This window comes from Pseudomonas sp. UF-293 (assembly GCF_058245595.1).
In genome coordinates this window covers 14987-33275 of record NZ_JBSICA010000021.1, presented here as the reverse complement: position 1 = coordinate 33275, position 18289 = coordinate 14987, and the positions used below count along the sequence as shown (strand labels likewise).

Genomic DNA, 18289 nt, shown 5'->3' with positions numbered 1-18289 from the left:
CCCACAGGGAACAGCGTTGTGCCCGGAGGCTTTTATCAGCCGCGATGACGCCCGCGGAAGTAGTTGATCAGGCCCTGAGTCGAGGCATCGTCAGCCACGGTCTCGTCGCTGCCGACCAGGCGGTTGTAGACGCCTTTGCCCAGTTCCTTGCCCAGTTCCACACCCCACTGGTCGAAGGCGTTGATGCCCCAGACCACGCTTTGCACGAACACTTTGTGCTCATACATCGCAACCAGCGCGCCGAGGCGACGCGGGCTGATGCGTTCGACTACCAGGGTGTTGCTCGGACGATTGCCCGGGATCACCTTGTGCGGCGCCAGTTTGCGCACGTCGTCTTCGCCCATGCCTTTGTCGCGCAGCTCGGCTTCGGCTTCCGGCAGGGTCTTGCCGAGCATCAGCGCCTGGCTCTGCGACAGGCAGTTGGCGTACAGCCACTGGTGGTGGTCGGAAACCGGGTTGAAGCTGACGATCGGCACGATGAAGTCGGCAGGGATCAGTTGGGTGCCCTGGTGCAGCAACTGGTGGTAGGCGTGCTGACCGTTGCAGCCGACGCCACCCCAGATCACCGGGCCGGTGTCGGTCGACACCGAGGTGCCGTCCTGACGCACGCTCTTGCCGTTGGACTCCATGTCCAACTGTTGCAAGTGCTTGGTGATGTTACGCAGGTAGTGGTCGTACGGCAGGATCGCGTGACTCTGCGCACCCCAGAAGTTGCCGTACCAGACGCCGAGCAGTGCCAGCAGCACCGGCATGTTCTGTTCGAACGGCGCGGTCTGGAAATGCTGGTCCATGGTGTAGGCACCGGACAGCAGTTCCTTGAAGTTGGACATGCCGATCGCCAGGGCGATCGGCAAACCGATCGCCGACCACAGCGAGTAACGGCCGCCGACCCAGTCCCACATCGGGAAGATGTTTTCTTCGCGGATCCCGAAGGCCACCGCAGCGGCGTTGTTGCTCGATACAGCGATGAAGTGGCGATACAGCTCGGCTTCCGAGCCGCCCTGGGCCAGGTACCAGGCGCGTGCAGCCTGAGCATTCTTCAGGGTTTCGAGGGTGTTGAACGACTTCGACGAAACAATGAAAAGCGTGGTCTCGGCGCGCAGTTTCTGCGTCAGCTCGTGGAATTCACTGCCGTCGATGTTCGCCAGATAATGGCAACGCACGCCTTTCTGCGCGTAGGACAGCAGCGCTTCGGACACCAGCTCAGGACCGAGGAACGAACCACCGATACCGATATTGACCACGTCGGTGATCGGCTTCTCGGTGTAGCCACGCCACAAGCCATCGTGAATGCGGCCGACCAGATCGGTGATCTGGTTCAGCACCTTGTGCACTTCCGGCATCACGTTGACGCCGTTGACCGACAATTTGTCGCCAACCGGGCGGCGCAGGGCGGTGTGCAGTGCCGGGCGGCCTTCGGAAGCGTTGACGATTTCGCCGTCGAACAGCGCTTTGATCGCGCCCTTCAGATCGACTTCGTTGGCCAGACCCACCAGCAGGTTGCGGGTCTCGGCGTTGATCAAATTCTTCGAATAATCGAGAAACAGGCCGCAGCTGCTGAGGGTGAATTGATTGAAACGCTGCGGATCGGCGTTGAAGGCTTCGCGCATGCTGAAATCCTGCATGGCTTGGCGGTGATCTTTCAACGCTTGCCAGGCGGGCAGAGCGGTAACGTCGTGAGGAGTGCGGTAGTACGCCATCGCTGCGGTTTTCCTTTTTACTTGAACGGCCTTTTGAACACGGTTCAGATCAGCCATGCCCTTTTAATGCATGGGATCAACTGCGTCGACACGAGATCTGGACACAGGGCGAATACAGTAAACCTCGCGCTGCAATCTGTCTTGACTTTGTCTGACCAGATCCCTGTACTTTTTTAACATCCGCAGAGGAATCTGGCCGACAAACGGAGGCGCCCGGAAGAGTTTCGCCCAACCGGCATGCCCCGAAAACACCTGTGGGAGCGAGCCTGCTCGCGAAGGCGGCGTGTCAGTCGACCTTAATGTCAGCTGATACACCGCCTTCGCGAGCCGGCTCGCTCCCACAGGGAAATTCGTTGCTGCTTAAATCGGGCTATCGAGATTCAGGTGCAGGTTGTCGATCAGCCGCGTAGTGCCGAGGAACGCCGCCGCGAGAATCACCAGATCGCGGTCGTCCGCCGTCGCCGGGCGCAAGGTCAGGCCATGACGGATTTCCAGATAATCCGGACGCAGCCCCGCCGATTCAAGCACCTGCAACTGCACAGCGATCAGCGCTGGGTAATCGCGCTCACCTTGCTTGATCGCTTCGGCAATGCTGCTCAGCACGCGATACACCACCGGCGCCACGGCGCGCTGGTCTTCATTGAGGAAACCGTTGCGCGACGACAGCGCCAGACCGTCCGCTGCACGCACGGTCGGCTCGCCGATGATCTGGATCGGCATGTTCAGGTCGTGCACCAGTGCGCGGATCACCGCCAGTTGCTGGTAATCCTTCTGGCCGAAGATTGCGAGATCCGGCTGGACCATGTTGAACAGCTTGCTGACCACCGTCGCAACACCTTCGAAGTGCCCCGGACGGCTGGCGCCACACAGGCCTTCAGACAATTGCGGCACGCTGACCCGGGTTTGTCCGGCCATGCCGTCCGGGTACATCTCTTCAACCGTCGGCGCGAACAGCAGATCGCAACCGGCCTCGAGGAGCTTTTCCTGATCGGCGGCGAGGGTGCGCGGGTATTTGTCGAGGTCTTCGCCGGCGCCGAATTGCAGCGGGTTGACGAAAATACTCGCGACGACGAAATCGACTCGCTGGGTAGCTTTGGTGATCAGTGCGACGTGGCCGCTGTGCAGGTTGCCCATGGTCGGCACGAAGCCGATGCGCTTGCCTTCACTACGCGCGCGGGCGACGGCGGCGCGCAGTTCGCGTACGGTTTTGACGGTGTTCATGCAGAGAATCCGTGTTCGATGCCGGGGAACGTGGTGGCTTTGACTTCGCTGACGTAAGCCTTCAGCGCGGACTGGATGCTGTCCTGACCCTGCATGAAGTTCTTGACGAATTTGGGTACGCGGCCGGTGATCGACAGGCCGAGCATGTCGTGCAGCACGAGCACCTGGCCGTCGGTGGCGTTGCCGGCACCGATACCGATCACCGGAATGCCCACGGCCTGGCTGATTTCCGCCGCCAGTTCGCTCGGTACGCACTCGAGCAACAGCATGGCCGCACCGGCCTGCTCCAGCGCGATCGCATCGGCACGCATCTGCCGCGCCTGGTTCTCGTTGCGGCCCTGCACTTTATAGCCGCCGAGGAGGTTCACCGCTTGCGGGGTCAGGCCCATGTGTGCGCACACCGGCACACCGCGCTCGGCGAGCAGGCGGATCGACTCCGCCAGCCACAGTTGACCTTCGACCTTGATCATGTGTGCACCGGCCTGCATCAGCATGGCGCTGTTGGTCATGGTCTGTTCGAGGGTGGCATTGGCCATGAACGGCAGGTCGGCGAGGATCAGGGCATCGCCATTGCCACGCTTGACGCTGGCGACGTGGTAGGCCATTTCCGCCGTGGTCACTGGCAGGGTGCTGTCGTGACCCTGCAGGACCATACCGAGGGAGTCGCCGACCAGCAGCACTTCGACACCGGCCTCGTTGCAGGCATGGGCGAAGGTCGCGTCATAGCAGGTCAGCATGGTGATTTTTTCACCTTTCTGCTTGAGGCTCTGGAGCGTCGTCAGGGTGATGGCTGGCATGTAAAAAATCCTCGTTCAGGCGCTCTGGAAACTGCTGCGAGTCACGCGCGTGATTCTTCATCTACTCAGGCGCACGGTCTTGTGTCGTGCTTTGAAAGGCCTGGATTGCGCCCGTATGTGCCGGGTTGGCGGCAGCGGGACGCCTATAGTCGTGATGAGCCAACAGGAAGTCAATTGCGTGTGTTACCGCATTGTTACGCGGGCGGTGTTACCGGCGTTACTGATGCGATTCAGCGGCGCGGCGGGCCTGATTCGGGGGATTTTTGTCTGACAATAACCGTGAATATCACCCGATCAACTGTAGGAGCTGTCGAGTGAAACGAGGCTGCGATCTTTTGATCTTTAGAATCAAGATCAAAAGATCGCAGCGTTCCGCAGCTCCTACAGTGGAATTTGTGTCAGGGCTGGGAGATGCGCTCAAGACCGACGAACGGGCAGGCGGCCAGCAGGTCTGTCAGCGTGCGGCCATCGGCGAAACGCAGATCCTGTGGCGCCAGTTCAGCCAGGGGATAGAGCACAAAGGCCCGCTCCTGAATCTGATAATGCGGGACTTTCAGCCGTGGCTCATCGATCAGGCGATCGCCGAACAGCAGAACATCCAGATCCAGCGTACGTGGCCCCCAACGCTCCAGACGCTCGCGGCCCTGCTCATTCTCGATTGCCTGCAAGGCGTCGAGCAGCTCTAACGGTGCGAGCGCGCTGTCGAGGGCGACCACAGCATTGGTGTAACGCGGCTGGCCCGGCAACAGCGAATCGCTTTGATAAAAGGCTGAGACGCCGCAGAGGGTGGTCTGCGGCAATCGCCCCAGCGCCGTGACGGCGCTGCGCAATTGTCCGGCCGGGTCGGCGAGGTTGCTGCCCAGACCGATGTAGATGCGTTCCATGACTTACTCGCCCGTCGCGCTCGAAGCACCGGCGCGCTTGCGCTTGGAACCGCCGCTGCGGCGACGCTTGCGCGGTGCGCCGCTGGCGTCGTCACCCTTGCCGCTGAGGTCGCGGATCATGTCGCGGCGCTCGCTGTCGTTGGCGTCCTGATAATCGGTCCACCATTCGCCGAGACCGTCGGTCTCCTCGCCGGCGCTTTCACGCAGCAGGAGGAAATCGTAACCGGCACGGAAGCGCGGGTTGTCCAGCAACAGATCGGCGCGTTTGCCACTGCGGCGTGGCAGGCGTTCCTGCATGTCCCAGATTTCGCGGATCGGCATGGTGAAGCGCTTCGGAATCGCGATGCGCTGGCACTGCTCGGCAATCAGCTCGTGAGCGGCTTCCTGCATCGCCGGAATCGGCGGCATGCCACGTTCCTGCAGACGCAACACGCGGGCCGGCAGTGCCGGCCAGAGCAGGGCGGCAAAGAGGAACGCCGGGGTTACCGGTTTGTTCTGCTTGATGCGCAGATCGGTGTTGGTCAGCGCTTCGCTGATCAAGGTATGGGTGTATTCCGGATTGTATTCCAGCGCCTCGGCACTGGCCGGGAACAGCGGCGCGAACAGCTGCAGATCGACCAGCATTTCAAAGGTGATCGCGCCGTGGCCGGAGAGGAAAAGCTTGAGCACTTCTTCGAACAGCCGCGCCGAGGGAATCTCGCGCAGCATCGGCGCCAGTTCGCGGATCGGCTGCACGGTGTGCTTCTCGATGCCGAAGTTGAGCTTGGCGGCGAAGCGCACGGCGCGCAGCATGCGCACCGGGTCTTCCTGGTAACGCTGCTTCGGGTCGCCGATCAGACGGATCAGGTGATTGCGGATGTCGTGCACGCCATTGGCGTAATCGAGGATGCGCTCGCTGACCGGATCGTAATACAGGGCGTTGATGGTGAAGTCGCGACGTTGCGCGTCTTCTTCCAGAGTGCCGTAGACGTTGTCGCGCAGAATGCGCCCGCTCTCGTTGCGCGAAGACTGGTTGCTGTCTTCGTCGTCTTCGTTGACCGGGTGATTGGCGCGGAAGGTCGCGACTTCAATGATTTCGCGACCGAAATGGATGTGCACCAGCTTGAACCGGCGGCCGATGATCCGCGCATTGCGGAATTCGGCACGCACCTGCTCGGGGGTGGCACTGGTGGCGACGTCGAAGTCCTTGGGCGTGATGCCCAGCAGCATGTCACGCACGCAACCACCGACCAGATAAGCCTGGTAACCGGCACCTTGCAGGCGTTCGACGATATTCACCGCATAGCGGCTGAACTGCGTTTTCTGCAGCGAATGTTGGCCGCTGTTGAGCACTTCAGGGGTGCTGCGGATGTGTTGCGTACGACGCACGGGAGTTCGGAATGACTGGAACAGCTTCTTCAGCATGGGATGCACTGTTTGAAGGAATGTTCGGCCATACCAAAAGAATGACCGCATGATGGGCGCAGATTCTAGCATTTAGTCGGGGGATGGTGTAGGACGCAGCAGATATGAGCTGCAAGCCGCAAGCTGCAAGGGTCGAGCGAGGAAAACAGGGGATTTCGGTGCGGGAGAAACTACAAGGGGAGCCGAAGCTCCCCAAGAAGTAGTTGCGTGCTCTTTTTATTATTGATTCGGGCTTCTTGTTTTTGTTGAGTGCCCTCGCCACGAAGTGTTTCCTTCGTGACCCTCCCAATCGGGAGCCAAGAGCAAACGGATTGCTTTGGTCGCTGAATTGCAGTGATCTGTCGATCCAACCAGTACAGGCTCTGTCTTAGGACAGTTTTTGTTGTTCTCGGCCTGGTCGTGGGGCAAGCCCCAAATACAACGCCTCTCCAAAAGAATCAGTTAGCTGCGCCTCTCGCCGTCTTGTTTTTATTGTGCGTGAGTCGATTCGTCTTATTTTTATTGTCTTGTGCATTGCTTGTTATTGTTCTTGTACCAAACATATAGCAGGGTGCGTGCCAACTTTTGTCCCGTCCAGTAAAACAAGGGGTTAGGTCGATATAACCGTTTTGCAGGGGCGAAAAAAAGCCGGGGTTTCGTTACCGATAACCCCGGCTTCTGTTACGTGAATCGACTGCGGTAACAGTTTTTTCACATTGTCATGCGTTACCCGTGCACGCGGTGGGTAACGCTCAGCTTTCGCTGGCGACCCCGGTCTTGCGTCGTGGAATGCCCAGACGCTGGCGGCGTTCCCACAGACATTTGCGGCTGACGCCCAGTTTGCGTGCCAGTTCGGTCTCGGTCATGTGGTCCTGATGCTCGAGGACGAAGTGCTGAAAATAATCCTCCAGCGACAGATCCTCGGTCGGCTCATGGCTGCTGTTGCTGGCGTTACCGCCGGTTTGCGGCGGCAGACCGATGAACTCGTCGTCTTCCAGATCGCTCAGCTCGATGTCGATGCCCAGCAGGTCGGCCGAAATCTCCGGGCTTTCGCTGAGAATCACCGCGCGCTCGACTGCGTTTTCCAGCTCACGGACGTTACCCGGCCAGGAATAGTGCCGGATCGCCTGTTCGGCATCGGCGGCAAATTTCAGGTCGGTGCGATTGATCCGCGCGCTCTGGCGAGCGAGGAAGGCATTGGCGATTTCGTTGACGTCGGCGCCACGCTCGCGCAGCGGCGGCAGCTTCAGGGCAATCACGTGCAGACGGTAATAAAGGTCTTCACGGAACTGACCGATTTTCGCCAGGCTCTTCAGATCGCGGTGGGTTGCAGCGATCAGGCGCACATCGACTTTCTGCGACTGCACCGAACCTACGCGGCGAATTTCGCCCTCCTGCAGAACCCGCAGCAAGCGAGCCTGGGCTTCCAGTGGCAGTTCGCCGATCTCATCGAGGAACAAGGTGCCGCCGTCCGCCGCTTCGACCAGACCGGCGCGACCGGCGCTGGCCCCGGTGAACGCGCCTTTCTCGTGGCCGAACAGTTCGGATTCGATCAGGCTTTCAGGAATTGCTGCGCAGTTCACCGAAATCATCGGCGCCTTGGCGCGTTTCGACAGATTGTGCAGGGCGCGGGCCACCAGTTCTTTACCGGTGCCGGACTCACCCTGGATCAACACGTTGGAGTCGGTTGGCGCGACTTTGCGGATCTTGCTGTACAGGTCCTGCATCGGTGGGCAGGAGCCGATGATGCCAATTTCACCATTGCTGTTATCCACAGCGGCTTTGCCATTGCCAGCGGCAGGCTTGCTCGCGGTGGCTTCGCCGGCAGCCGGCGCCGACTGGCGATCGCGCAGGATCCGCGCAACGGCCTGAAGCATTTCATCGTGGTCGAACGGCTTGGCGATGTAATCGACCGCGCCCATTTTCATCGAGTCGACCGCCGAGCGCAGGCTGGCGTAACTGGTCATGATCAGCACCGGTGTGCCCTGGCCGAGCTTGATCAGCTCGGTGCCCGGGGCGCCCGGCAGGCGCAGGTCGCTGACGATCAGATCGAACGTAGGAATGGTGAAGCGTTCTTGTGCTTCCTGCACTGATCCGGCTTCGCTGACCTGGTACTGGTTGCGTTCCAGCAGGCGGCGCAAGGCGGAGCGGATAATGGTTTCGTCTTCGACGATCAAAATGTGCGGCATTGATTCGATACTCTCGACGGTCTCAGTTCACAGCGGACGTCGCTTCGACATGACGCGGTAAGGTCACCCGGATACGGGTGCCGCGTTGGCTTTGTACATCAGCCGGGCTGTCGATGGTGATTTGTCCATAATGCTCTTCAACGATGGAATAGACCAGTGCAAGGCCCAGACCGGTGCCTTCACCCGGATCCTTGGTGGTGAAGAAAGGTTCGAACAATCGGTCCATGATGCTCGACGGAATACCGCTGCCTTCGTCTTCGACGATCAGATCGACCGTGTGTTCGCCGGCTTCGCTCTTGACCCGTACCGCACTGTGCGGCGGCGAGGCGTCGCGGGCGTTGGAGAGCAGATTGATCAGCACCTGGGCAAGCCGTTGCGGGTCGCCTTCGACCCAATGATCGGGATCGCACAGGTTGTAGAACTGCACTTCGAAATTGCGTCGGTTCAGCGCCAGCAGGCCGATGGCATCCTGCGCGACTTCGGCCAGGCACACCGGTTCGTCGCTGTGCTGATGGCTGCCGGCATGGGCGAAGCTCATCAGCGACTGGACGATGCGCGAGACGCGTTTGGTCTGCTCGAGAATCTGCCCGCTGATTTCCGTCAGTTCGCCGTCGTCTTCGCGCTCTTCGCGCAGGTTTTGCGCCAGACAGGCAATGCCGGTGATCGGGTTGCCGATCTCGTGGGCCACACCCGCTGCGAGTCGACCGATGCTGGCCAGCCGTTCGGAATGCACCAGTTTATCTTCGAGCATCTGCGTTTCGGTCAGATCCTCGACGAGTAACACCAGGCCACTGTTACCCGGGGCCAACGGCTCGTCGATCGCCGCTTTGTGCAGATTCAGCCAGCGGGTCTGACCATCGAGGGCCAGGTGCTGTTTGTGCAAATGCTCGTCGGGCAGGTTGATGAAGCCTTGCAGCAGTTCTTTCCACGGGTTGGCGATGGTGCTCAGGCGCGAACCGACCACCCGCTGCGCGGCGATGCCGGTCAGCTCTTCCATGGCCTTGTTCCACATCAGGATCTCCTGATCCTTGGCCAGCGAGCAGACGCCCATCGGCAGCTCCTGCAAGGTCTGCCGATGGTAGCGGCGCAGGGCGTCGAGCTCGGCGGCCAGGCCGGTGAGGCGCGAGTGGTAATCCTCGAGACGGCTTTCAATAAAGTGAATGTCTTCGGTGACGTAGTTTTCGCCGCCAGCCTTATAAGGCAGGAAGGTTTCCACCATGTCCTGCGCAACGCTCGGACCCATCAGGCCGGACAGGTTGGCCTCGATGCGGTCGCGCAACCGGCGCAAGGCATACGGCCGGCGTTCATCGAAGGGCAGATACAGATCGCGCAGCGCTTGCTCGACCTCTTTCTGCGCAGCCTTGGCACCGAGCGGCTTGGCCAGTTGCGTGGCAAATTCCTGCGGCGAAGCGGCGTGCAGTTCGCGGCGTTGCGGGCGGCGCACGTTATCCACGGCGCAGGCTTCGGCGGCACTGGCTTCTTCCGGGCTGGCGTTGGTGAACAGTGAGATCAGGGTGAACATCAACACGTTGGCCGCCAGCGAGGCGATGGCCGCCATGTGCCAACTGGTGTCGTCGAGCACGTAGATCATGTTCAACAGCGGGATATAGAAACCCTGCAGATTGCCGACCAGCGGCAGCAACATGGTCACCACCCAGACCGTGATCCCCGCCAACAGACCGGCAATGAAGCCACGGCGGTTGGCGGTCGGCCAGTACAACACCGACAACACCCCGGGCAGAAATTGCAAAGTCGCAACGAACGCGACGATGCCGAGGTTGGCCAGATCCTGCTCGACGCCGAGCATCAGGTAGAAACCGAAGCCGGCCATGATGATCGCCACGATCAACGCCCGGCGCGTCCATTTCAGCCAGCGGTAGATGTTGCCTTCGGCCGGGGGTTGATAGAGCGGCAGCACCAGGTGGTTCAGCGCCATGCCCGACAAGGCCAGAGTAGTGACGATGATCAAACCACTGGCGGCGGACAGGCCACCGACGTAGGCAAGCAACGCCAGCGGTTTGCTGTTGGCGGCAATGCCGATGCCGAGGGTGAAATATTCCGGGTCGGTGGTAGCACCGAGTTTCAGCCCGGCCCAGAGTATCAGCGGCACAGCGAGACTCATCAGTAGCAGAAACAGCGGCAGGCCCCAGCTGGCGCTGACCAGCGAGCGCGGATTGAGGTTTTCCGTAAAGGTCATGTGATACATGTGCGGCATTACGATCGCCGAGGCGAAGAACACCAGCAGCAACGTGCGCCACGGGCCTTCCTGTAACGGCGTGTGCAGGGCGGCGAGGGCGGTCTGGTTTTGCAGCAGCCACAGTTCGAGCTGTTGCGGGCCGTCGAACACGCCATACAGCGCGTACAGGCCAACACCGCCGAGGGCGATCAATTTGATGATCGACTCAAAAGCGATCGCGAACACCAGCCCTTCATGTTTCTCGCGCGTGGCGATGTGCCGGGAACCGAAGAAAATCGTGAACAGAATGATCAGCGCACAAAACGCCAGCGCCACGCGGCTCTGCACACGTTCGCCGGTGAGAATACTGATCGAGTCGGCCACTGCCTGGATCTGCAGGGCCAGCAACGGCAGCACGCCAATCAGCATGAAAATCGTGGTCAGCGCACCGGCCCAGGTGCTGCGGAAGCGGAAGGCAAACAGGTCGGCCAGCGACGACAGTTGATAGGTGCGGGTGATCTTCAGGATCGGATAGAGCAGCACCGGCGCCAGCAGAAACGCACCGGACACGCCGAGATAACTGGACAGAAAGCCGTAACCGTACTGATAGGCCAGGCCCACCGTGCCGTAGAACGCCCAGGCACTGGCGTAAACCCCCAGCGACAGGGTGTAGGTCAACGGATGGCGAATGATCGCGCGCGGGATCATGCCCCGTTCACTGACCCAGGCCACGCCGAACAGCGCCGCCAGGTACGCGGCGCTGATCAGGATCATCTGGGTCAGGCTAAAGCTCATCGGCATCTTTTTGGCTCTGCAGGATGAAGGTCACGACAATCAGGATCAGCCAGAGCAGATAGGGGCGATACCAGGCGCCCGTCGCGTCGATCCACCAATCCATGATGGCGGGGGAGAACAGGTAGATCCCGACGACCAGAAGCAGGACCAAGCGATAGATGTACATCCCGGCCTCTCTTTTTTATGCGCGTGCCCGAAAACGTGCGGCGATGGTAACGGATGGGCGCGCGACTGCAAGTGTCGTCATTGCAGTTGCGCTTCGGGCAAGGTCAGTGTGCGCGGGATCTTGGCAGCATCCCACTGTGCGCTGCCCCAAGCGAGCAGTTCGCCCGGCGAAGCGTGTGCCAGTTCGGTGCCGGGATTCTGCCCCAATGCGCGCAAGGCTCGCAGCAGCAATGGTGTGGCTTGATCGGCTTCGAGTGGCGGCGAACGGTAGGACTTGCCGAGCTTGTTGCCGTCCGGCTGGGTGATCAGCGGCAGATGCAGATAGCGCGGCTGTTTCAGGCCGAGCAGTTCTTGCAGGTACAGCTGGCGCGGTGTCGAATCGAGCAGATCGGCGCCGCGCACAATATCGCTAATGCCTTGCCAGGCATCGTCGAGCACCACCGCAAGTTGATAGGCATAGAGGCCATCGCGACGACGGATGACGAAGTCGCCGACGTCGCGGCCCAGGTGCTGGCGGTATTCGCCCTGCACGCGATCGATGAAGTGGTATTCCAGCTCCGGCACGCGCAGGCGGATCGCGGCGTCGTGCTGGTCATGTCCGGCATTGCGGCAAAACCCCGGATAAATGCCGTGATACGGCTCCAGTTGTTTGCGCGAGCAGGTGCAGGCGTAGGCAAGGCCATGGTTGAACAGACTGTTGAGCACTTCGGCGTAGGCAGCGTGCCGATCGCTCTGGCGGACCATTTCGCCGTCCCATTCGAAGCCGTAGCTTTCCAGCGCCTTGAGAATCGCCGCTTGCGCACCCGGCTCTTCGCGCGGCGGGTCGAGATCTTCCATGCGCACCAGCCAGCGCCCGCCAACCGAGCGGGCATCGAGATAGGACGCCAGCGCAGCGACCAGCGAACCGAAGTGCAGGTGGCCACTGGGCGTAGGGGCGAAGCGGCCGATGTAGGCGGGGGATTTGGCAGTCATGGAGGCGATAAAAGCTATTCAGAATTAAGCAGGTTACCCCTGTGGGAGCGGGCCTGCTCGCGAAAGCGTCGGTTCAGACAACCTGGATGTTGAATGACACACCGCATTCGGGAGCAAGCCCCCTCCCACAAAAGCAGGAACCGCACAAACAAAAACGGAGCGTTCGCACGCTCCGTTTTCCGTTCAGGTGGAAGTTACTTGCCGACCTGCTTTTCCTTGATTTCCGCCAGGGTCTTGCAGTCGATGCACAGATCCGCTGTCGGGCGGGCTTCGAGGCGCTTGACGCCGATCTCGATGCCGCAGGACTCGCACCAGCCGTATTCTTCGTCTTCGATCAGTTGCAGGGTCTTGTCGATTTTCTTGATCAGCTTGCGCTCGCGGTCGCGGGCGCGCAGTTCGAGGGCGAACTCTTCTTCCTGGCTGGCACGGTCGGCCGGGTCAGGGAAGTTGGCCGCTTCGTCTTTCATGTGATCAACCGTACGGTCGACTTCCTGCATCAAGTCCAGTTTCCACTTGTTCAGGATCTTGGTGAAGTGCGCGCGCATCGGAGCGCCCATGTACTCTTCACCCGCCTTCGAAACGTAAGGTTCGAAGCCGCTGATCGTCGCTTGCTGCTGTTGCTTTGCCTGGGTGGACATGAAATAGACCGCCTCTACTCTTGTAATCCATTGCGCAGGATTGCTCCATCACCGACACCTGCCGGCCCTGCGGCTGCAAGCGGGCGAACTTACCAGATCAAATCAGCCTGCGCTACTCCCGGATGTCGAGCCCCCGGCGGGTGGCGCTTGCAGATGTCTGACAAGCCGTGTCTGTGGGAATGAAGACCTGTTCAATCACTGATTTTAGTCAATCCTGGAGCGTACGTTCAGATCGTTACAGTCCAGCGTTCTTGAGGCTGTGACCTTCACGGGTTCTCGCTCGTTCCGGCAGACAGGTAGAATCGTCTCTTTTTTCCGTCGAAGGCATTCCAATGGGCCCCTACAGTGCGCGCAGTCGTGCGATCGAACCGTTCCATGTGATGGCGCTGCTGGCGCGGGCCAATGAATTGCAGGCCGAAGGCCAGGACGTGATCCATCTGGAAATCGGCGAACCGGACTTCACCACCGCCGAACCGATCATCCGCGCCGGGCAAGCCGCGCTGACCGCAGGCAAGACCCGCTACACCGCCGCCCGTGGGATTCCCGAACTGCGCGAGGCGATCGCCGGGTTTTACCAGTCGCGCTACGGCCTGCATATCGATCCACGGCGGATTCTGATCACGCCGGGCGGCTCCGGCGCGCTGTTGCTGGCCAGTGCTTTGCTGGTCGACCCGGGTAAACACTGGCTGCTGGCGGACCCGGGTTACCCGTGCAACCGACACTTTTTGCGTCTGGTCGAAGGCGCTGCGCAACTGGTGCCGGTCGGGCCGGAAGTGCGTTATCAACTGACTCCGGATCTGATCGAGCGGCATTGGGACCACGACAGTGTCGGCGCCCTTGTCGCTTCGCCGGCAAACCCGACCGGCACTTTGCTGACCCGCGATGAGCTGGCCGGGTTATCCACAGCGATCAAGGCCAGGCACGGGCACCTGGTGGTGGATGAGATCTACCACGGCCTGACCTACGGCACTGATGCCGCCAGTGTGCTGGAAGTCGATGACAACGCTTTTGTCCTCAACAGTTTCTCCAAGTATTTCGGCATGACCGGTTGGCGCCTGGGCTGGCTGGTGGCGCCAGAGGCGGCGGTCAGCGAACTGGAAAAACTCGCGCAGAACCTCTACATCAGCGCGCCGAGCATGGCGCAATACGCTGCGCTGGCCTGTTTCGAGCCAGCCACCATTGCGATTCTCGAAGAGCGCCGCGCCGAATTTGCGCGCCGTCGCGACTTCCTCCTGCCAGCGCTGCGTGAACTGGGTTTCAACATTGCCGTTGAGCCTGAAGGTGCGTTTTATCTGTACGCCGATATCAGCCGTTTCGGCGGTGATGCCTTCGCGTTCTGCCGGCATTTCCTCGAAACCGAGCACGTTGCCTTCACCCCGGGACTGGATTTCGGTCGTTATCAGGCCGGCCATCACGTGCGTTTCGCTTACACACAAAACCTCGCACGTTTGCAGGAAGCGGTGGAGCGCATCGCGCGCGGCTTGAAGAGCTGGCAAGGCTGATGCGCTTTTATCCTGCTCTGGAAGAGGCGCGGCTGATTCGTCGTTACAAACGTTTTCTTGCCGATATCGAAACCGTTAGCGGCGAGTTGCTGACTATTCACTGCCCTAACACCGGGTCGATGCTCAATTGTCAGGTCGAGGGCGGGCAGGTCTGGTTCAGTCGCTCCAATGACCCGAAACGCAAATTGCCCGGCACTTGGGAAATTGGCGAAACCCCGCAGGGCCGGCTGTTTTGCGTCAACACCGGGCGCGCCAACGGCGTGGTTGAAGAAGCCTTGCAGGCGGGCGTGATCACCGAGTTGGACGGCTTTACCGCGTTGAAGCGTGAGGTTGCGTACGGACAGGAAAAAAGCCGCATCGACTTCCGCCTCGAATACCCCAGCGGCCCAGCGTATGTCGAAGTGAAAAGCGTCACCCTCGGCTTCGACGGCACGGCGGTGGCGGCGTTTCCGGATGCGGTGACCCAGCGCGGCGCCAAGCACCTGCGTGAACTTGCGCATCTGGCGCGCGACGGTATCCGGGCAGTGCAGTTGTACTGTGTGAACCTCACCGGCATCGATGCGGTGCGCCCAGCCGAGGAGATCGATTGGGCGTACGCCGAGGCGCTGCGTGAAGCGGTTGCTTGCGGTGTCGAGGTGTTGGCGTATGGCGTGCGCCTCGACCCTGAAGAGCTGGTCATCGACCGCCGACTTGATGTCTTGCTCAACGGTTAAACGTCGACCCATACGCCTTGTGTATCTTCCTGGCATTCAATCGCCGTCAGCGACTGCCCGGCGCAAGGTCCGGCAACGCATTCGCCGTCCTCGATCAGAAACAGTGCGCCATGGGTGGCGCACTGGATCAGGCTGTTGCTCGGGTCGAGAAACTGGTCGGGCTGCCATTCCAGCCCGACGCCCCGATGCGGGCAGCGATTGAGATAGACATAAGCCTGCCCGCCGCGACGCACGGCGAAGAGTTTTTTGCCTCCGATTTCGAAACCGCGACTGCCGGCTTCGGCCAGATCGCTGCCGGCGCAGAGAAACTTCATGGCTATCCTCTAGTGTCCGCTCGTGTCTGGATATGTCCGAGCTTGACGTTCAAATGCAAACAATTATCAAATGGCGACCCTCTCCCACTGGGAGTCTGGCCGTTGTCGAGAATACTTGGCTCGCTGCGCCGATGCCCGGGAAACCTCGTTCAAGGAAGCTGTGTATGCGCCTGAAAACCCGCGTTGCCGTGCTTTGCACCGGCCTTTTGCTCTGCCATCAGGCGGCCGCAGCTGATTTACCACAACGCTGGGTCAGCGCCGGCGGTGCGCTGTCGGAATGGGTCAGCGCGTTGGGTGGCGAGTCGAAACTGGTGGGGGTCGACACCACCAGTCAGCATCCGCAGACATTGAAAGGGCTGCCGAGCATTGGCTATCAGCGCAGCCTGTCGGCGGAAGGCATCTTGAGCCTGCGTCCGGACATTCTGATCGGCACCGAAGAAATGGGCCCGCCGCCGGTTCTGGCGCAAGTCAAAGCGGCGAAGGTCAAGGTCGAGTTGTTTTCAGCCCAGCCTGATCTGCCGACGCTGGAAAAGAATGTCACTCATCTGGGCCAGTTGCTCGGCGCACAAAGCCAGGCGGCGCAGCTGCTGCAGAGTTATCAACAGCAACTCCAGGCGCAGAAAACGCGCGTTGCCCACGTGCAGACCACGCACAAAGCCCCCGGCGTGTTGCTGCTGCTCGGGCATGCGGGCGGCAAGCCGCTGATCGCCGGCAAGGACACGGCCGCCGATTGGCTGCTGCAACAGGCCGGCGGGTACAACCTTGCGACGCATACTGGATACAAACCGTTTTCTGTCGAATCCCTCGCCAGCCTCGATCCCGAAGTGCTGGTGTTCGCCGACCGTGCGCTGACCGGCGAAGCGGCAAAAGCGGCGTTGTTCAAGGAAAACCCCATCCTCAATTCCAGCCGTGCGGCCAAGAGCGGGCGGGTCATGGAGCTGGATCCGACGCTGCTGGTTGGCGGCCTCGGGCCGCGTCTGCCAGCTGCTTTGCAAACCCTGACTGACGGTTTCTACCCGGCCAAGGATGGCCAATGACCACAATGGTCAAACCCCGTGGCTTGTTTATCGGCCTGACATTGCTGTGTCTGTTGGCGATCTGGCTGTCGCTGGCGCTGGGGCCGGTGAGTCTGCCATTGTTCGACACCTTGCGGGCGGCGCTGCGTCTGATCGGCGTGCCGTTGGCGCCTGAAGGGTTGGAGCAGGCTGAGCTGATTCTCGGTCAGATCCGCCTGCCGCGAACCTTGCTCGGCTTGGCGGTCGGCGGCGTGCTGGCGCTGTCCGGAGTGGCGATGCAGGGCCTGTTTCGTAATCCGCTGGCCGACCCGGGGCTGGTCGGGGTGTCCAGTGGCGCGGCACTCGGCGCGGCGATTGCGATTGTCGGCGGATCGTTCTTTGGCGGCCTGCCTGAGTGGTTCGGCCCCTATCTGTTGTCGGTGTGTGCGTTTCTTGGCGGGCTCGGGGTGACGGCGCTGGTCTATCGGCTGGGCCGGCGCAACGGTCAGACGCATGTGGCGACCATGTTGCTGGCAGGTATCGCTTTGACGGCGCTGGCCAGTTCGGCAGTCGGTCTGTTCACTTATCTGGCCGATGACGCAACGCTGCGCACCCTGACATTCTGGAACCTCGGCAGCCTCAACGGCGCCAGTTACGCGCGGCTGTGGCCCTTGCTGATCATCACCATCGGCGTGGCGTTGTGGCTGCCGCGCAGAGCCAAGGCATTGAATGCCTTGTTGCTCGGTGAATCCGAGGCCGGTCATCTGGGCATCGATGTCGAACGGCTAAAACGCGAACTGGTGTTCTGCACCGCGCTGGGGGTTGGCGCGGCGGTGGCGGCGGCGGGCATGATCGGTTTTGTCGGGCTGGTGGTGCCGCATCTGGTGCGCCTGCTGGCCTGCCCCGATCATAAAGTGCTGTTGCCAGCGTCGGTCCTGGCGGGTGCGAGCCTGTTATTGCTCGCTGATCTGGTGGCGCGCCTGGCGCTGGCGCCGGCGGAGTTGCCGATCGGCATTGTCACCGCGTTTATCGGTGCACCGTTTTTTCTTTATCTGCTGTTGCGAGGGCGTGCCTGATGTTGTCTGCGCACAATCTGCATGTCCGCCGTGGCCACAAGGCTGTGCTCAGCGGGGTCACGCTGCAACTCGAGCCCGGTGAAGTGCTTGGCGTGCTGGGACCGAACGGCGCCGGGAAAAGCACATTGCTCGGCGCCTTGTGTGGCGAATTGCTCGCCAGTGACGGCAACGTTTCGCTCGATGGTCAGGCGTTGAGTCAGTGGAGCGGAACGCAGCGGGCGCAACGAATGGCGGTGTTGCCGCAGGTGTCGACACTGGATTTTGCCTTCGCCGTGGAAGAGGTCGTCGGCATGGGCCGCTTGCCGTACCAGACCGGGCGCGTGCGCGATGATGAAATCGTCGCGGCAGCGCTGGCCGCCGCCGATGCCGGGCACCTGAGCGGGCGCAGCTATCTGGCATTGTCCGGGGGGGAGCGTCAGCGTGTGCATCTGGCGCGGGTGCTGGCGCAACTCTGGCCGGGTCAGGCCGGGCAAACCTTATTGCTCGACGAACCGACATCGATGCTTGACCCGCTGCATCAGCACACCACCTTGCAGGCGGTGCGTGAGTTCGCCGATCGCGGCGCGGCGGTGCTGGTGATCCTGCATGATCTGAATCTGGCGGCGCGCTATTGTGATCGCGTGCTGTTGCTGGAGCAGGGGCGCCCGGTTGCGCTGGATACTCCGCAACAGGTGCTGCGCCCGGAAACCCTCAAAGCCGTTTTCGGTCTTGAAGTATTGGTGCAACCGCACCCGGAGCGTGGGCATCCGCTGATCATCGCCCGCTGATC

Annotated in this window: 16 protein-coding genes; 5 read left to right on the top strand and 11 right to left on the bottom strand. The window is 61.1% G+C overall.

The genetic code is table 11. The annotated features are described in order from the left end of the window. Positions 1 to 35 precede the first annotated feature (35 nt). The 10 genes from pgi to dksA form a co-directional block, all read right to left on the bottom strand. Positions 36 to 1700, bottom strand: coding sequence for a glucose-6-phosphate isomerase (pgi, locus tag AC4IHP_RS20200; RefSeq protein WP_016773160.1), 1665 nt, complete (start codon positions 1698 to 1700; stop codon positions 36 to 38). A 360-nt stretch (positions 1701 to 2060) separates the two neighbouring features. Next, complete coding sequence (gene panC / locus AC4IHP_RS20195) at positions 2061 to 2921, bottom strand: pantoate--beta-alanine ligase (RefSeq protein ID WP_490832570.1); 861 nt, start codon at positions 2919 to 2921, stop codon at positions 2061 to 2063. Beyond that, positions 2918 to 3718 carry a 3-methyl-2-oxobutanoate hydroxymethyltransferase gene (gene panB, locus AC4IHP_RS20190; protein ID WP_490832569.1) on the bottom strand — a complete coding sequence of 267 codons (801 nt, stop codon included), beginning with the start codon at positions 3716 to 3718 and terminating at the stop codon, positions 2918 to 2920. The genes panC and panB overlap by 4 nt, the downstream gene beginning before the upstream one ends. Before the next feature lie 398 nt (positions 3719 to 4116). Beyond that, the gene (gene folK / locus AC4IHP_RS20185; protein ID WP_490832568.1) at positions 4117 to 4602 is read right to left on the bottom strand and encodes a 2-amino-4-hydroxy-6-hydroxymethyldihydropteridine diphosphokinase; all 486 of its coding nucleotides are present in this window, start codon (positions 4600 to 4602) and stop codon (positions 4117 to 4119) included. A gap of 3 nt (positions 4603 to 4605) precedes the next feature. Continuing rightward, the gene (locus AC4IHP_RS20180; protein WP_016773164.1) at positions 4606 to 6006 is read right to left on the bottom strand and encodes a polynucleotide adenylyltransferase PcnB; all 1401 of its coding nucleotides are present in this window, start codon (positions 6004 to 6006) and stop codon (positions 4606 to 4608) included. Positions 6007 to 6737: 731 nt separating this feature from the next. Beyond that, a complete protein-coding gene (locus AC4IHP_RS20175; RefSeq protein WP_039761623.1) occupies positions 6738 to 8174 on the bottom strand; it encodes a sigma-54-dependent transcriptional regulator in 1437 nt (478 codons plus the stop codon). 22 nt (positions 8175 to 8196) lie between these two features. Further along, a complete protein-coding gene (locus AC4IHP_RS20170) occupies positions 8197 to 11151 on the bottom strand; it encodes a sensor histidine kinase (protein WP_460121498.1) in 2955 nt (984 codons plus the stop codon). After that, positions 11135 to 11311, bottom strand: coding sequence for a hypothetical protein (locus tag AC4IHP_RS20165; protein ID WP_003176118.1), 177 nt, complete (start codon positions 11309 to 11311; stop codon positions 11135 to 11137). Before AC4IHP_RS20165 ends, AC4IHP_RS20170 begins: the two co-directional genes overlap by 17 nt. A 77-nt stretch (positions 11312 to 11388) precedes the next feature. Beyond that, positions 11389 to 12282, bottom strand: coding sequence for a tRNA glutamyl-Q(34) synthetase GluQRS (gene gluQRS / locus AC4IHP_RS20160; protein ID WP_490832567.1), 894 nt, complete (start codon positions 12280 to 12282; stop codon positions 11389 to 11391). A gap of 194 nt (positions 12283 to 12476) precedes the next feature. Further along, complete coding sequence (gene dksA / locus AC4IHP_RS20155; protein ID WP_042610464.1) at positions 12477 to 12920, bottom strand: RNA polymerase-binding protein DksA; 444 nt, start codon at positions 12918 to 12920, stop codon at positions 12477 to 12479. A gap of 332 nt (positions 12921 to 13252) precedes the next feature. On the opposite strand from dksA, the gene AC4IHP_RS20150 reads away from it, so the two are divergent. Together AC4IHP_RS20150 and sfsA are read left to right on the top strand one after the other, a co-directional pair. Further along, complete coding sequence (locus AC4IHP_RS20150; RefSeq protein ID WP_490832566.1) at positions 13253 to 14422, top strand: pyridoxal phosphate-dependent aminotransferase; 1170 nt, start codon at positions 13253 to 13255, stop codon at positions 14420 to 14422. Further along, positions 14422 to 15135, top strand: a complete 714-nt coding sequence (gene sfsA / locus AC4IHP_RS20145) for a DNA/RNA nuclease SfsA (protein WP_490832565.1) — start codon at positions 14422 to 14424, stop codon at positions 15133 to 15135. The genes AC4IHP_RS20150 and sfsA overlap by 1 nt, the downstream gene beginning before the upstream one ends. Here sfsA and AC4IHP_RS20140 read toward each other — a convergent pair. Beyond that, positions 15132 to 15449 (bottom strand): Rieske (2Fe-2S) protein, encoded by a 318-nt coding sequence (locus AC4IHP_RS20140; protein ID WP_490832564.1) that lies wholly within the window; start codon positions 15447 to 15449, stop codon positions 15132 to 15134. The genes sfsA and AC4IHP_RS20140 overlap by 4 nt on opposite strands. A gap of 164 nt (positions 15450 to 15613) precedes the next feature. On the opposite strand from AC4IHP_RS20140, the gene AC4IHP_RS20135 reads away from it, so the two are divergent. From AC4IHP_RS20135 to AC4IHP_RS20125, 3 genes are read left to right on the top strand one after another with little or no spacing between them, the layout of a single operon-like run. Continuing rightward, positions 15614 to 16486: a heme/hemin ABC transporter substrate-binding protein gene (locus AC4IHP_RS20135; protein WP_490832563.1), complete on the top strand. Its 873-nt coding sequence runs from the start codon at positions 15614 to 15616 to the stop codon at positions 16484 to 16486. A 50-nt stretch (positions 16487 to 16536) separates the two neighbouring features. Further along, positions 16537 to 17520 (top strand): FecCD family ABC transporter permease, encoded by a 984-nt coding sequence (locus AC4IHP_RS20130; RefSeq protein ID WP_490832592.1) that lies wholly within the window; start codon positions 16537 to 16539, stop codon positions 17518 to 17520. After that, entirely contained in the window at positions 17520 to 18287 is a 768-nt protein-coding gene (locus tag AC4IHP_RS20125) for a heme ABC transporter ATP-binding protein (protein WP_490832562.1), read from the top strand. The genes AC4IHP_RS20130 and AC4IHP_RS20125 overlap by 1 nt, the downstream gene beginning before the upstream one ends. Positions 18288 to 18289 lie beyond the last annotated feature (2 nt).

Bases quoted from the DNA above. Each gene is read 5' to 3' on its own strand.
- pgi (WP_016773160.1), bottom strand. From the start codon at position 1,700: ATGGCGTACTACCGCACTCCTCACGACGTTACCGCTCTGCCCGCCTGG.
- AC4IHP_RS20150 (WP_490832566.1), top strand. From the start codon at position 13,253: ATGGGCCCCTACAGTGCGCGCAGTCGTGCGATCGAACCGTTCCATGTG.
- folK (WP_490832568.1), bottom strand. From the start codon at position 4,602: ATGGAACGCATCTACATCGGTCTGGGCAGCAACCTCGCCGACCCGGCC.
- sfsA (WP_490832565.1), top strand. From the start codon at position 14,422: ATGCGCTTTTATCCTGCTCTGGAAGAGGCGCGGCTGATTCGTCGTTAC.
- AC4IHP_RS20170 (WP_460121498.1), bottom strand. From the start codon at position 11,151: ATGCCGATGAGCTTTAGCCTGACCCAGATGATCCTGATCAGCGCCGCG.
- AC4IHP_RS20175 (WP_039761623.1), bottom strand. From the start codon at position 8,174: ATGCCGCACATTTTGATCGTCGAAGACGAAACCATTATCCGCTCCGCC.
- gluQRS (WP_490832567.1), bottom strand. From the start codon at position 12,282: ATGACTGCCAAATCCCCCGCCTACATCGGCCGCTTCGCCCCTACGCCC.
- AC4IHP_RS20140 (WP_490832564.1), bottom strand. From the start codon at position 15,449: ATGAAGTTTCTCTGCGCCGGCAGCGATCTGGCCGAAGCCGGCAGTCGC.
- dksA (WP_042610464.1), bottom strand. From the start codon at position 12,920: ATGTCCACCCAGGCAAAGCAACAGCAGCAAGCGACGATCAGCGGCTTC.
- AC4IHP_RS20135 (WP_490832563.1), top strand. From the start codon at position 15,614: ATGCGCCTGAAAACCCGCGTTGCCGTGCTTTGCACCGGCCTTTTGCTC.
- panC (WP_490832570.1), bottom strand. From the start codon at position 2,921: ATGAACACCGTCAAAACCGTACGCGAACTGCGCGCCGCCGTCGCCCGC.
- AC4IHP_RS20165 (WP_003176118.1), bottom strand. From the start codon at position 11,311: ATGTACATCTATCGCTTGGTCCTGCTTCTGGTCGTCGGGATCTACCTG.
- AC4IHP_RS20125 (WP_490832562.1), top strand. From the start codon at position 17,520: ATGTTGTCTGCGCACAATCTGCATGTCCGCCGTGGCCACAAGGCTGTG.
- panB (WP_490832569.1), bottom strand. From the start codon at position 3,718: ATGCCAGCCATCACCCTGACGACGCTCCAGAGCCTCAAGCAGAAAGGT.
- AC4IHP_RS20180 (WP_016773164.1), bottom strand. From the start codon at position 6,006: ATGCTGAAGAAGCTGTTCCAGTCATTCCGAACTCCCGTGCGTCGTACG.